This window comes from Pseudomonas turukhanskensis (assembly GCF_027922365.1).
GTDB classification, from domain to species: domain Bacteria; phylum Pseudomonadota; class Gammaproteobacteria; order Pseudomonadales; family Pseudomonadaceae; genus Aquipseudomonas; species Aquipseudomonas turukhanskensis.
In genome coordinates this window covers 13,870-27,901 of the sequence record NZ_BSFN01000024.1, presented here as the reverse complement: position 1 = coordinate 27,901, position 14,032 = coordinate 13,870, and the positions used below count along the sequence as shown (strand labels likewise).

Genomic DNA, 14,032 nt, shown 5'->3' with positions numbered 1-14,032 from the left:
CAGCGGACTGCCCCGCATGTAGCAGCCGCTATAGCAGTTACAGGTCAAACTCATATTCGCCCTCATCCTACTCCTCGTCGGGTATCAGCGGAGGTAGCTTTGGCAACAATGGTGGTGGTGGCAGGTCCAGCAGCAGTTCAAGGCCGCGCTGGTCGAGAGCGGGGTCGTCCGTGTCGTACACGCCTACCCAGGTGCAGTCACTCACACCAATCCGCGAAACCGTTGAGGCGCGAGCAGCGGCGCAGCCTGATCTTCGTGACGTCTTCCTGTGCCACGCTTGGGACGACCGGCAGGGGCCGGCCAAAGAGCTGCACGAGTTGCTCGTGGCGGCTGGTGTCAAAGTTTGGTTCAGTGAGAAGGACCTTGGCCTCGGCGTTCCGATGATGCGCGCCATCGACAAGGGCTTAGCAAATTCGCGAATTGGACTTGTGCTGGTGACCCCTGCGCTGCTTGCCCGCCTCCCCAAAGAGAGCGTCGCCGACAAAGAGCTTTCGGCACTCCTGGCGGGTAATCAGCTCGTTCCCATCGTGCATAACACGACGTATGAAGCTCTCCGCAATGTCAGCCCCTTGCTCGCCTCCCGAAGTGGTCTGGACACTGAGGAAGACTCAATGGCAGTGGTCGCGGCAAAAATCGCCGAGCTGGTCGCTCTCTAGCGCTATTGCCCACAGATGTTCGCCATTCAGATGCGCTGTTCGGAAAAATGCGCTCCAACCTCTCGGTCAACCAGCTCCGCCTCCGGCAGACTAAGGTAATGTCCGCTTTTGCCCCTGTTCGCCCTCTGTGCAAGGCAGATTAGGGCGGGTATGAGCCCCTAGCTTCGACTTATGGTCGACCAAACTCTCTGCCATCGGTGGTCAAACCCAATACAAATGACCGCTCGGGTCGCGTGGAAGTGTATGGTCAAACGCGTTGCAATTGCGCCAAAAAAGGGCACCCGAGGGTGCCGAAGGCTACCTCCAAACCAAAGGAGCACTGAGGAGGCAGCAGCCGAGCAAGGCGAGTGCCCGCAGGCACTCGCCGACAACGCGTCAAAGCACTTCGAGCGGATATTCGACTATGAGGCGAACCTCATCCAGGTCCGACTCGAAATCGGTTGCACGGGTCGTTGCCTGGCGAATGCGGAAGGACATGTCTTTCAGTGATCCGGCTTGCACGACGTACTTGGCTTCGATGTCGCGCTCCCATCGCTTCTGATCGGTCAGCGGATTACCATCATCGTCGCGCCGCATGTAAACCTCGTTGGCGTTGGTGTAGTCAGCATCCCAGCCCTGCGCGTAGCGGGTCATGAAGCTCAGGCCGGGCACACCAAAAGGTTCCATGTCCAAGTCATAGCGCACCTGCCAGGACTTTTCCTTGGGCGAGTTGAAGTCGCTGTACTGGATGGAGTTATCCAGGTAGATCGAGTCGGACTGACGCAGGTAATCGAAATCGTCATCGCCGTTATTGCGCTGAATGCCAACCATGACGGTATGGGCACCAAATTGCACTCCAGCCTTACCGCTCCAGATGTTGTTATCGAAGCTGCCCAGATGTTGTTTTCCCTCATCGACAGCTTTGTAGTAATTAAGTCCACCGATCAAGGCAACATCGTCGGAAAGCGGATAGCTCAACGTGGTGCCAGCGTAGTACTGGTTCCAAGCATCTTTGAGACGGCTGGTATAGAGGCTGATGCCGACGTTGTCGTTGACCGAGTAATCACCACCAAAATAGGCAATCCAGGGGGCGTCGACGGAGCCCGCATAGAACGTTGCGAAGCCATCGCGCATGCTGCTTGAGTTGGGCTCGCTCATTGAATGCAGGCGGCCACCTTGCAGGGCCAAGCCGTCAATACTGTTGTTGGCCACGGTGATACCGCGGAAGCTTTCGGGCAGGAGTCGCGAGTCGCCGTATTGAACGACGGGGCTGACAGGGAAAACATCGCCAGCTTTGATAACTGTACCCATGAACCTGGCTTTAACCGCACCTCCCACCTTGGAGTAGTCATCCTCGGGTTGCCCTGCACTGTTGTAAGGCATCACATCAACGGAGCCACCTGCGCCGGATCGCCCATCACCAGAGTCGAGTTTCAGGCCCAGCATCGCAAACGCGTCGATACCAAAGCCAACGGTACCCTCGGTGAATCCAGACTCAAACTGCCCGATGATTCCATGGGCCCACTCTTCCGAGTAACCATTACCTGTGCCGCTCGACTGACCCTTACGAAAGTCGCGATTGAAATAGAGGTTACGATTCAGAATAGTGAGGCTGCTGCCCTCGACGAAGCCTTCGGCCTTTTCTTCGGCGGCAATTGCAGCCTGTCCGGTGCCGATACTCAGAGCTATCAGCGATAAGCAAAAAAGGGGGTTATTCATGTGACACTCCTAAATTATTTGGCAGTTTTATCTCGGTGAGATTTCTTGTAGTAGTTGCCGTAGCGCGCCAAGCATCGCCCGTGCGCGCTCACGCCATACTTCCACACGCCAAATAACGCCAGGGTGACTTGAAAATTACTTTTAAGTCAGTGACCTGTAAGCTCCTATGTAGCTCAGTTTTGATTCCGGCAGGCTGTACCCATTGCCCGATATTCAATAGTCTGCAAATCGCCGCTGGAGTCCTCATAGGTCATCTGAGCCGGCATTACCTCGCAACCAGAGCCTGTAGGACTCGTATGTACAACCTTCGCGATGTCCAGCTTCATGCCGTAGCGATAGTGAGTCACCTCGGGCGGAGTCTTGCCACGAGCAGCAGCGTATTCCTGCATCGCTCTTTCATTATCCTGAATCATTCGACCATAGACGCGGTCACCGCCGCCTTCGGCCATAACCAGGGACGATGCAGAAAGAATAGATACCGCCAAGACAGCTTTAAGAATGTTCACGTTTAATTCCTCTACTTAGGTTGTAGTGAAAATATAAACGCAGGCACCTGTCATCAAAGTGAAGCGAAAATTACATCTTCGTAATTGCAGTATTAGGGGGCTTTTTAGTAGCTCAAAAATATTAAATGACTCTCCTGCCACTGTATCGATTTGAGGCCCCTGCTCTCAGCCGCAATGCTGCGACCTCGGCCATCCTCGATGGTATGTGCATATTAGAAACCCAGAATTGGCGCTCAGTGACAGCAGCAGCCGGAACCACTGGTTGGGACCAGCAGAAATGCTTGGCGTGCGTAAATGAGCTGGGGAACCCGCCTCTCGCAGAGCGGCAATCAGCAGGGCGCTGCGGTGTCGCCTCTGACAGTGACTTGGTCAGAGGGTAGGTCAACAGTTACCTCGTTGACGCCCGCAATAGGCCGCAGCACTGCGTTGATATGTTTGACGCAGGAGCTGCAGCTCATGCCTTGGACTTTTAGTTCGATTCTGCTCATTGCGTAATCCCCTTTGGCTGTTTCAGGCGACAGTGCCAGCCGGCTAGGGCTAAGCAACACATGCTTAGCATTGGGGATATTCTCGACCTTGCCTCCGTCGCAAGGTCGAGCGTTATCTCTCAATCGGTCGAGCCCTGCTTATCATCCTCTACAGCACGCGTGAACAGCCTGCTGGCGCTGCAACAGTTGCTGTTTAAATTACGACTCCGCTGCACCCATGCGTATGACGTATACGAGTGCGAGCTCAGCATCGCTGAGAATTTCAGCAGGCACCGCGCCCTGCTAGCACCAAATCCACGCAGACGATCACCGAAGGACTTCCTACCGGCCTGTGCAAGGTCGCTAGGAAACCTGACGTTTCAGACACCTTCACCCTCGGCGGTGTTTCAATAGCCCCGTCCGCAGGCATCGAGCTCCTTCCGGCTTCAGGCGCAGGTGCTGACCATCCTTGACCAGGTACTTCATAGCCCTGTGGGTATGAGGCCGAATAGCCTGATCACTTCTCTGGATATGGCCGATGCCACACTTGTCGCCATATTGACCCTTGTCATGGTTGCAGCTGTGCGCATAACCCTGGCCACGCGTGATGTCCTCCCATAACGCCCCGATCTCAATCGCCTTCCAGACATCCCGGCAGACTAGGTTGCCATTGAAGAAGTAGGCCGCATGAATGTGGAAGCCCCTCCCATCATTGCGATCCCCCTGCTCCACCGAGTAGATGTAGCCGATAAGGTGCTCGAAGGTCGAATGACGACGATGCTTGGCGATCAAGGCGTCGAGATCATTAAGGACATGCTCGACTCGGAGCCTGGCTTGAGCTTCAGGGCGATAGTGAAAGTCAAGTCTGATTATCGTGGTGCGGGAGTAAAGACTCATTACAGCATCCGTGTACTCCACGATCTCCCTCTCCTGCTTACGGGCCTCAAACCGACGATCCCCACACCTACGCTGATACCTCTGCTTACGGGTCAATTGACGAATCCGTGCTGTCAGTACATTCATGCTGTGGTGGTGATCCAGGTAAGCCGTACCCAGTTCATTCGGACAGACAGGACCGTCAAGACGACGCTCAAGGCCTATGTCCTGACAAGCCGCCTTGAATGCTTGCAGCTGCTCGCTGTAGCTGTACTCCACCCGATCATCGAACAAGTCGACCATTTGTTTGATGTGGGTGAAGTAGCGGGAGAGTCTGGTCTCTTCGAGACGCTCATAGCCTGATCGGCTTTGCGTGATTCGGAATGCTGGTGTGTCGGACTTCTCGATGGCTTGTACCAGTGACTCAATCTGCAGGGCTATGTCAGATTGGGAGAGGTGGGTGTAGGTCTTACGATTGCTCATGGTGGGTACCTGGTTGGTTGATTCATACCAAGTACGTGATGTGTATTTTTTGACCGTTCTCCTTTTCCTCTGCTGGTAGTCCATGCCGAGTAGAATTAGCGTTGATTGCTATTGAATGGCCACAATAGATAGATGATAGCTATATCAATAGATGCAGTTCTGCCCACTGCCAACTATCCCGGCGAGACAAGACAATGGGGAACAACATCGCCTGGTCTGCCGAGAGATTTTTCGTATTTCGTCTTGGGAGAGTTAGCTGAGAACTGCCCCCCTCAAAGGAATAAGCGGCATGACCAGTCGAAGCTAGTCATGGCGAAGGTGACTAGTTCTATCTGGCAATGCTCAGGCATAGGAAGCAGCGATCTTCAGCTTCGAGCCCGGCTTGAGTACACCTCTGAGGTAATCACCAAGTAGAGTGTTGATGAAGTCGATGTGTTAAATGCCTATTGCCCTTCATGTGGCCTGAGCTCCGAGGACTCGTGATCACAAGAACTAAAACTCAGTAACCGGCTTCTTTCTGATGCCGAAAGGCCAGTATATAAACAGCGTCATCCGCACGCTCATGCCGGTAGAGTGCAACATAACCCGAATCACCGAACTCGATGATCAGCTCACGCAGCTCCGGCAGCTCTGGAAATGGGCGACCTACTTCCGGGCCTTCCTCTAACCGAGCGAACTGTCGCTCAATCGCCTGAGCGGCTCGCCGGGCTACCAGCGAGCCTTTCTCAGTAAGAAACTGACGACAGCGCTCCAATCCTTGCGCAGCACCTTCGGTGATAATCAATCGTGGCACTTGGGAAGCTCCGCCTCAGCCTCAGTACCCCAGGTATTGAGCCAGGCCCGAGTCTCTCGACCGGTCAAATGCCGACCAGTTTCCTGATACGCTGCCCACGACGCCAAAGCTTCCTGTTTGAAGCTCTCGCGGGCTTCCTCGCGCTCGACGTACTGCGCTATTGCTTCGCACATAATCCAGTGGGACGAACGTTGACGCAGTCCCGCCAGATGCTGAATGCGGCCTTTCAACTCGTCATCAATCTTGATAGAAGTGGCCATAGCCGAACCCTCGTTATCTAAAGGTATTACCTTTTAGTAAGATATCAGCGACCCAGCGCATCTGTCCATGCACCCAGAGAACGGATAATGTCACGCAGCGCTGGCATGGGGGGACAAGTGGGGGGACAGATAGCTTTATAAAAAATAAACTTAATAAAATCAATATATTATATATTCAAAAATGCCGCCCACAAGCCGGTTTTTTTTATGCCCGAAATAATCTAATTCCCTTGCCCATCAGTGCCACTAAACCCCTTCGCAATTCCGAGCTTTTTGGGCGGGTTATGGCTGATGGATTGAGCATTATCTGTCTGGTTGACCGACACAATTTGAATTTTCAAGGGTGCAAGCCCACATAAAAGTTGTACATAAATTAATTCCTGTATAAATATTTGAGAGCTGCGCATCGATTTTTGGCCGCTACGTCGAGGTCATGAGTATTCCAACCTCGTATCTCTGCGGATTTCTCCAGGATTGCTTAATGACTTCACTTCGCCGGCTATGCCTTGTTTTGGGCGACCAATTGTCTTTCGACCTTCCTTCGCTGCAGGGGCTCGACGTAGACCGCGACAGGGTGCTCATGGTTGAGGTTATGGAGGAAGCCCGCCACGTGCCTCACCACCCGCAGAAGATCGCCCTGATTTTTAGTGCCATGCGTCACTTCGCCGAAGCGCTAAAGCAGCGTGGAACTCAGGTGCACTACGTCACCCTCGATGACCCTCAGAACACAGGGTCTGTGCCGAGCGAATTACGACGATGGCAGTCGCTGATAAAACCAGATGAGCTGCACATAACCGACTGCGGCGATTGGCGTCTGGAGCAATCCTTACGCATTTGCGGCTTAGCCATCCACTGGCACAGCGATAGCCGCTTTCTCTGCACGCGTGCCGAATTCGCTGACTGGGCAGCCGAGAAAAAACAACTTCGCATGGAGTTTTTCTATCGAGAAATGCGCAGAAAAAGTGGGCTGTTACTCAATGGCGACGGCACCCCCGTAGGCGGCGCATGGAACTTCGATGCAGACAACCGCAAGCAGTTGCCCAAGGGAGCAAGACCGCCTTCACCCGCCCGCTTCACGCCAGACGTCATCACCGCAGATGTGCTTGCGCTGGTGGCTGAACACTTCTCAGGCCACTACGGGACGCTCGATACGTTCGACTACCCGGTAACTCACGCCGACGCTCAAGCCTTGTGGGAGTACTTCCTTGATTGGGGGCTGGCCGCGTTTGGCGACTATCAAGACGCCATGGCAACGGATGAGCCCTTTCTGTTCCATGCCCGCATAAGCGCTGCGCTCAATATCGGCCTACTGGATGTTCGAAAACTGTGCAGTGATGTGGAGGCGGCTTACTGGTCCGGTGGCATTGCGTTGAATGCCGCCGAAGGTTTTATCCGCCAGCTAATCGGTTGGCGCGAATACGTGCGCGGCGTCTACTGGCTGAAGATGCCGGACTACGCCACCGGCAACGCGTTAGGTAACACGCGCTCGCTTCCGGAGTTTTACTGGACCGGCGAGACGAAGATGAACTGCATGCATCAGGCCATTAGTCAGAGCCTGGAGCATGCCTATGCGCATCACATCCAAAGGCTGATGGTGACCGGTAATTTTGCCCTGCTAGCCGGTATCGCACCGCCGCAGATATGTGAGTGGTACCTGGCCATCTACATGGATGCATTCGACTGGGTGGAGCTGCCGAACACACTGGGCATGGTGATGCACGCCGATGGTGGATATTTAGGTTCTAAGCCGTATTGCGCCAGCGGCCAGTACATCAAACGCATGTCTGACTACTGCAAAGGCTGCGCCTACAAGGTCAGCGAAAGCACCACAGAAGATGCCTGCCCCTTTAACGCCCTCTACTGGCATTTTCTTATGCGCCACGACGAGCTTTTGCGTGGGAATCAACGTATGGGCATGGTCTATAAAAACTTAGACCGCATGGCTGACACTAAGCAGCGTGCGCTATGGCAGCGCGGGGAGATGTTGCTAGCTCGGCTGGACGCGGGTGGGTCACTTTGAAAAAGGGCAACCTGCCGGTCAAAACTTGCGTGACCTGTGAACGTCCATTTACTTGGCGAAAGAAGTGGGCCAGATGCTGGAATGACGTGCGCTATTGCTCTGAGCGCTGCCGGCGCAACAAGCCTATCAATCAGTAAGTTGTTTTCTAGAGCGCTTCAATTGGGTAGAACCCTTGGGTCCGTGGCCTGTAACCCGTTTGGACGATAAACAGGCTGGCCACAAGCCCTTGATCTTAGGCCTTGTCCATGAGCCTGGCAGGTTGTCGTTCGGCATTTTCCTGGGCGGCAGCAAAGCGGCTGACCGCTTCCACGGCGCCGCTGGCGCCATCGCGAATCTGCACGATCACGGCGCCGGCCTGATCGGCCAGTTCCACGCCGTGGTTGGCCACTTCCTGGGTCAGGTCCATGCTGGCCACTGCTTCCCGGGTCTCCTGCAGGATCTGCCCGATCAACTGGGCGATCTCGGCGGTGGAGCCACTGGTGCGGCCGGCCAGGCTGCGCACTTCATCGGCCACCACGGCAAAGCCGCGACCTTGCTCGCCGGCCCGTGCTGCTTCGATGGCGGCGTTCAGCGCCAGCAGGTTGGTCTGGTCGGCGATGCCGCGAATGGTGTTGACGATGGCGGTGATCTGTTCGGAACGCGCGCCCAACTGCGCCACCAGGAGTGCCGAGGCGCCGATGTTGTCGGCGATCTGGCGCATTTCGCGGGCGGTTTGCTGGATGACGTCGGTGCCGTGTTCCGCTGCCTTCTCGGTTTCGGCAGAGATATGGTAGGCACGCGCCGCGCTGTCGGCGTCTTGCTCCTGTTTCTCCACGCGCTCGGTGATATCGCGGGCAAATTTCACCACTTTGCACAGTTTGCCGTCGGCGTCGTACACGGGGTTGTAGGTGGCCTCCAGCCAGACCACGCGGCCGTGCTTGGCCAGGCGCTTGAATTGGCCGCCGCGGATTTCGCCACGGTTAAGCCCACGCCATAGCTCGGCGTATTCAGCGCTGTTCACCAACGCAGGTTCGCAGAACATTCGGTGCGGTTTGCCGATGATTTCGTTCAGACCGTAGCCCATGGCGTGCACGAAGTTGTCATTGGCGCCGAGGATGTTGCCCTCGAGGTCGAATTCGATAATCGCCATGGCCCGGTCCACAGCCTCCAGACGAGCACGGATGTCGCTATCGCGCATCACCTTGGCGGTGACGTCCATGGCGTACTTCATCACCTTGATCACCTTGCCGGTGCCATCGAGCACCGGGTTGTAACTGGCCTCAAGCCATACCTTGCGGCCGTGGGCGTCTACCCGCTGAAACGTGCCGGATACGAATTTGCCTGCCCGCAGGCTGGCCCACAGTTCGTTGTATTCGCGGCTATTGGCGTGGCTGGCGGTGCAGAAGTCGCGATGGGGTTTGCCGACCACCTGCTCGGCACGGTAGCCCAGGGTGTCGAGAAAGTTCTGGTTGGCCCGCTGCACGCGGCCTTCCAGGTTGAATTCGACCACGGCCATGGAGCGTTCCAGCGCGGCCATCATTCCTTTGAATCCTTCCACTTCGGCCGTCCTGGCTGCCAGCTCTAGCTTAAGACTCTTGGAAAACATGGTGTTACCTCGCTTGTGGAACCCTGACCCTGGCGCGATGGTGAAACGCGACAGAAAACATGGCCGACTGCCATCAAACGACACTACCAAAAAATTGTACAAGACCGATAGTGTTGTACAAGTATTTCTGCAACTTGTGATGAACGGTTATGGCAACCCTCCGCTGCGCAACCCGACCTGCCAACCAGCGGGCCCGCGAGCGGGGCAACTTTTTCCTAGGCAGCGACTACATAAATCATATTTTCGCTATTGGCGGCGGCTGAACAGAATGCGCCCATCGCTTCTCCGAATTCTCGCTCGTGCGTGAAACCGCCGTTAAGAAGGACGCCGCTGTGACCGTTGAAAAAACCAGTATCGACACCCTCGTGATTGGCGCAGGCCAGGCCGGTATCGCCATGAGCGAACACCTTTCCAACCTTGACGTACCGCACCTGGTGCTTGAGCGCAGCCGTGTTGCCGAGGCTTGGCGCTCGGGGCGCTGGGATTCGCTGGTGGCCAACGGCCCGGTGTGGCACGACCGCTTTCCCGGCCTGGAATTCGATGGCATGCAGCCCGATGACTTCGCCGGCAAAGAGCAGGTAGCCGACTACTTCGTGCGCTATGCGGAAAAATTCAAGGCGCCTATTCGCACCGGTGTCGAGGTGCAAAAAGTCACCCGCAACGCCGACCGCCCAGGCTTTACCGTGCAAACCTCGCAAGGCGTGTTCGAGGCCAACCGCGTGGTGGCCGCCACCGGCCCGTTCCAGAAGCCGGTGATTCCGCCGATTGCGCCGACGCTCAGTGGCATCAACCAGCTTCACTCGGCCGACTACCGCAACCCCGAGCAATTGCCGCAGGGCGCAGTGCTGGTGGTGGGTGCGGGGTCTTCGGGGGTGCAGATTGCCGATGAATTGCAGCGGGCCGGCAGGCAGGTGTATTTGTCCGTCGGCGCCCATGACCGCCCGCCGCGTTCCTACCGGAACCGTGATTTCTGCTGGTGGCTGGGCGTGCTTGGCGAGTGGGATGCGCCGGCCAGCAAGCCGGGCAAGGAGCACGTGACCATCGCCGTCAGCGGCGCCCGTGGCGGCCATACCGTGGATTTTCGTGCCCTGGCCAAACTGGGCATCACCCTGGTGGGCCTGACCGATTCGTTCGATGGCAATGTGGTGAAGTTCAAGGCCGACCTGGCGCAGAACCTCGCTGCCGGCGATCAGAACTACCTGTCATTGCTGGATGCGGCCGATGCCTATATCGCCCGCAACGGCCTGGACTTGCCGTTGGAACCGCAAGCACGTGTGTTTCTGCCAGAACCCGATTGCGTGGCGCACCCACTGCTGGAGCTGGACCTGGCGGCAGCGGGCGTGACGTCGATCATCTGGGCCACCGGCTATGCCGTGGACTACAGCTGGCTGCAGGTAAATGCCTTCGACGCCAACGGCAAACCCCAGCACCAGCGCGGGGTGTCCAGCGAACCGGGGGTGTATTTCCTTGGCCTGCCGTGGCTGCTGCGTCGGGGCTCGACCTTTATCTGGGGCGTGTGGCATGACGCCAAGATCATCGCCGACCATATCGCTACCCAGCGCAAATACCTGGCGTATCGCGACGCGGGCCAACGCAAGCACGGCAGTGAGGCCTGAAGCCTGGGTTGAGTGGATGCATCAGCGGTCACGGTGATCGGGGCTGCTGAGCAAACCGTGCAAGGCGGCCAGCAGCAACAACACAAAGCCCAGCAACAACGCCAGCTTGCCGCCCCCCTCGTAGGCGAACGCTGCCTCCTGGCATTTGCCGTTGAGCAATTCAACGCAGACGGCCAGGTTGTCATGCACCACCAGCAGCACCATCGCCAAGGCCACCAGCAATAAACCCGCCCACACCAGACATGCTTCTACCCGCCTCATCACTTACCTCCTGCTCGCCCCGCGAAATGCGGAAAAAAACCCACGGAACGACGTTACGCCGGCAGACCTTTCAGCGATTTACGACGTCTTTTACCGCGCGGTAGGCTGCGTCCCATATCTAGGGGAAGCGATGCCACGACGTTTGCAGTAGCATCGCCAGCCAGAAACGAGCAGCTGCGCAAGGGAGTAATGGCATGCAGGGAATGGTGGTGTGGGCTGCAATTGCAGGGGCGTTGCTAGTGGTGGCCGGCGTTATCTGGGGCTACAACCGCCTGGTGTTCAACCGCGTGCGGGTGGCCGCGGCCTGGAGTGATATCGACGTGCAGCTCAAGCGTCGCTCCAGCCTGATTCCGCAACTGGTCGACTGCCTGAAAGCCTATATGGCCCACGAAAGTGCCACCCTCACGGCGCTCACCGAGCAACGCAGCCGGGCGCAACGCGTCGAAGGCAGCGCGGCACCCGAACGCGGCGCTGCGGAAGGCCAGGTGTCGGCCACGCTCAAACAGGTAATGGCCCGCGCCGAAGCCTACCCCGACCTCAAAGCCGACGCCGTATTTCTGGACCTGCAGCGCACCTTGAGCGAGGTCGAAGACCAGATCCAGATGGCCCGCCGTTACTACAACGGCGCGGTACGCGAGCTGAATATTCTGGTGGAATCGGTGCCGACCAACCTGCTGGCCAAAGCCTTTGGTTTCAGCGGCGCGGCGTATTTTGCCCTCGACGACGCCGGCCAGGCCCAGTCGCCAACCATGGAGTTCTAAGCATGTCAGGAGGACTGTTGCGCGCCGCGCTGTTGTGCTGCGCTCTGCTGCCGGCGCTGACGCTGGCCGAGGAGCGAATCGACCACTTCGCTATCAGCCTCAAGGTTCAACCCGACGGTGAGCTGCTGATTACCGAGCGCATTCAGGTGACGGCCGAGGGCGACCAGATCCGCCACGGCATCTACCGCGACATTCCTACTACCTACAGCCTGCCCGGCGGGCTGCGCCGCCATACGCCGATTGACGTGCTCAGCGTGCAGCGCGACGGCAACCCGGAGCCGTACAAGAAGGAAAGCACCCAGTGGGGCGTGCGCTATTACCTGGGCTCACCGGAGGAATTCGTCGAACCAGGCCAGCATGTCTATGAACTGCAGTACCGCATGGATGCGCAGCTGCATTTCAGCGCAAGCAAAGACGAGCTGTATTGGAACCTGACCGGCAACCAGTGGCAGTTTCCGATCCATGCGGTCACCGCCCGCATCGAATTGCCTGACGGCGCGCGCATCGACCAGATGACCGGCTACACCGGCTATACCGGCCGGACTGACGGCCGCGCTTACACAGTAGTGAGCCAGCGCGACAACGTCGTGGAGCTTGCCACCACCGAACCCCTGGCCGCCGAAGAAGGCTTTACCGTGGCCCTCGATTGGCAGGCCGGCCTGGTTAAACGCCCCAACGCCTTGGTGCACGCGCTGCGCCTGGTGTGGGACAACCTGTCGGTGCTGGTCGCCGTGCTCGCCGTGCTGGGCCTGTTTGCCTACTACATGCACGGGTGGCGCAAGGTGGGCCGCGACCCGGCCAAGGGCGTGATCATTCCCCGCTACCAGGCACCCAAAGACGTCAGCCCGGCGCGTGCCGGCTATGTCTGGAATGAAGGCTTCGGTCAGCAATTCAGCGACCTGGAGGCGATGACCATCACGGTCACCGACCTCGCCCGGCGCAAGGCGCTGAGCATCGCCGACGCACCGAAGAGCACCGCGTTTATCCTCAGCAAAGGGGAGCTGGACGCCAGCGCCCAGCCCCACGAGCAGGCGCTGTACCAGGAGCTGTTTGCCAACGCCAAAAGCGAGATCCGGGTTGGCAACAAATACGTCAAAGCCCTGAGCGAAGCCCTGTCGGCCCACAGCCAAAAACTCAGCGAATGGGGTGACCGCCTGTTCAGCAAAAACCGTAAAACCTGGTATTTGGGGATACTCGGCGCCTTGCTGGCGTTTGTGGCCATGGGCTTGTTGGGCGACCCGGTGATGCTGTTCGCCTTGTTCCCGATTATTTTCGTCGCCGTGGGCATGGGCCTTATGGCGTTTGGCTGGCAAACCCTCACCGGCGGTGGGCCGTCCAATCTGGTGGGCATCGTGCCCATGCTGTTCGGCCTGCCGTTCGCCTTGGGCGGGCTAGGTACGGCGGTGGCCATGCTCTACAGCACCTCGCCCTATGTAGCGGCCAGCGTGGTGCTGATTGTGCTGATGGTCTGGCTGTTCCGGCGCTGGCTGGAAGCGCCGACCGTGGAAGGCCGCGCCACCCTCGACGCGCTGGAAGGCTACCGCGACTACCTGCAACTGGCCGAAAGCGACACCCTGGCTCGTGCCGCCGATGCGCCGGCCATGACCATTGCCCTGTACGAGCAGCACCTGCCCTACGCCATGGCCTTGGGCGTGGAACAGCAATGGACCGCGCGCCTGAGCGCGGCCATTGCCAGTGGTGTGGTGCAGTGGAGCGAGCCGACGTACCAGCCCGAGTGGTACCGCAACAGCAGCCGCTTCAGCACGCCGAGTGCAATGAGCGGCGCCTTGCTGGCAGCGACGGCCAGCGCCTCGACACCACCGCCAAGCCCCTCCTCCGGTTCCAGTTCGAGCTCGGGCAGTAGCAGTTCGTCCGGCGGTGGTTCGTCAGGCGGGGGCGGTGGTGGTGGGGGTGGCGGCGGTTGGTAACCGACGCTTGCAGAAGATTTTTTGATCCCCGCCATCCACAGATCAAGATCGAGCGAGCTAGAGCGAGGCAAGGCGAGGCAAAAACGGTTTTTGAAGCGCAGTTGGCTGTAGCCAATGAGCAT

At 57.9% G+C, this 14,032-nt stretch carries 14 protein-coding genes; 6 read left to right on the top strand and 8 right to left on the bottom strand.

Annotated elements, in window-relative coordinates:
* Positions 1-170: 170 nt before the first annotated feature.
* A complete protein-coding gene (locus tag PKE98_RS23990; protein WP_244527327.1) occupies positions 171-656 on the top strand; it encodes a toll/interleukin-1 receptor domain-containing protein in 486 nt (161 codons plus the stop codon).
* Positions 657-1,031: 375 nt separating this feature from the next.
* On the opposite strand, the gene PKE98_RS23985 is transcribed toward PKE98_RS23990, so the two are convergent.
* The 6 genes from PKE98_RS23985 to PKE98_RS23960 all read right to left on the bottom strand — a co-directional run bounded on the left by PKE98_RS23985 (position 1,032) and on the right by PKE98_RS23960 (position 5,739).
* Entirely contained in the window at positions 1,032-2,354 is a 1,323-nt protein-coding gene (locus PKE98_RS23985; RefSeq protein WP_271197949.1) for an OprD family porin, read from the bottom strand.
* 173 nt (positions 2,355-2,527) lie between these two features.
* On the bottom strand, positions 2,528-2,860 hold the full coding sequence (locus PKE98_RS23980; RefSeq protein WP_090250716.1) for a DUF2790 domain-containing protein: 333 nt from the start codon (positions 2,858-2,860) through the stop codon (positions 2,528-2,530).
* 329 nt (positions 2,861-3,189) lie between these two features.
* Positions 3,190-3,318 (bottom strand): heavy-metal-associated domain-containing protein, encoded by a 129-nt coding sequence (locus tag PKE98_RS23975; protein WP_271197992.1) that lies wholly within the window; start codon positions 3,316-3,318, stop codon positions 3,190-3,192.
* A 399-nt stretch (positions 3,319-3,717) separates the two neighbouring features.
* Entirely contained in the window at positions 3,718-4,686 is a 969-nt protein-coding gene (locus PKE98_RS23970; RefSeq protein WP_271197948.1) for an inovirus-type Gp2 protein, read from the bottom strand.
* A gap of 499 nt (positions 4,687-5,185) precedes the next feature.
* Positions 5,186-5,479 carry a type II toxin-antitoxin system RelE/ParE family toxin gene (locus PKE98_RS23965; RefSeq protein ID WP_445009283.1) on the bottom strand — a complete coding sequence of 98 codons (294 nt, stop codon included), beginning with the start codon at positions 5,477-5,479 and terminating at the stop codon, positions 5,186-5,188.
* Entirely contained in the window at positions 5,467-5,739 is a 273-nt protein-coding gene (locus PKE98_RS23960; protein ID WP_271197947.1) for a CopG family ribbon-helix-helix protein, read from the bottom strand. Before PKE98_RS23960 ends, PKE98_RS23965 begins: the two co-directional genes overlap by 13 nt.
* A gap of 481 nt (positions 5,740-6,220) precedes the next feature.
* Between PKE98_RS23960 and PKE98_RS23955 the strand changes: the two genes are divergently transcribed.
* Both PKE98_RS23955 and PKE98_RS23950 read left to right on the top strand, forming a co-directional pair.
* On the top strand, positions 6,221-7,759 hold the full coding sequence (locus tag PKE98_RS23955; protein ID WP_271197946.1) for a cryptochrome/photolyase family protein: 1,539 nt from the start codon (positions 6,221-6,223) through the stop codon (positions 7,757-7,759).
* Positions 7,756-7,896, top strand: a complete 141-nt coding sequence (locus PKE98_RS23950; RefSeq protein WP_271197944.1) for a DUF2256 domain-containing protein — start codon at positions 7,756-7,758, stop codon at positions 7,894-7,896. The genes PKE98_RS23955 and PKE98_RS23950 overlap by 4 nt, the downstream gene beginning before the upstream one ends.
* Positions 7,897-7,991: 95 nt before the next feature.
* Here the strand turns inward: PKE98_RS23950 and PKE98_RS23945 are convergent, their stop codons facing one another.
* Entirely contained in the window at positions 7,992-9,344 is a 1,353-nt protein-coding gene (locus tag PKE98_RS23945) for a methyl-accepting chemotaxis protein (RefSeq protein WP_271197943.1), read from the bottom strand.
* A gap of 299 nt (positions 9,345-9,643) precedes the next feature.
* Here PKE98_RS23945 and PKE98_RS23940 point away from each other — a divergent pair, with 299 nt between their 5' ends.
* Positions 9,644-10,960 carry a flavin-containing monooxygenase gene (locus tag PKE98_RS23940; protein WP_271197942.1) on the top strand — a complete coding sequence of 439 codons (1,317 nt, stop codon included), beginning with the start codon at positions 9,644-9,646 and terminating at the stop codon, positions 10,958-10,960.
* A gap of 21 nt (positions 10,961-10,981) precedes the next feature.
* Here PKE98_RS23940 and PKE98_RS23935 read toward each other — a convergent pair whose 3' ends face one another.
* Entirely contained in the window at positions 10,982-11,221 is a 240-nt protein-coding gene (locus PKE98_RS23935; RefSeq protein ID WP_271197941.1) for a hypothetical protein, read from the bottom strand.
* 194 nt (positions 11,222-11,415) lie between these two features.
* Here PKE98_RS23935 and PKE98_RS23930 point away from each other — a divergent pair, with 194 nt between their 5' ends.
* Together PKE98_RS23930 and PKE98_RS23925 are read left to right on the top strand one after the other, a co-directional pair.
* The gene (locus PKE98_RS23930) at positions 11,416-11,982 is read left to right on the top strand and encodes a LemA family protein (protein ID WP_271197939.1); all 567 of its coding nucleotides are present in this window, start codon (positions 11,416-11,418) and stop codon (positions 11,980-11,982) included.
* Positions 11,983-11,984: 2 nt separating this feature from the next.
* Entirely contained in the window at positions 11,985-13,910 is a 1,926-nt protein-coding gene (locus PKE98_RS23925; RefSeq protein ID WP_271197938.1) for a DUF2207 domain-containing protein, read from the top strand.
* Positions 13,911-14,032: the final 122 nt, after the last annotated feature.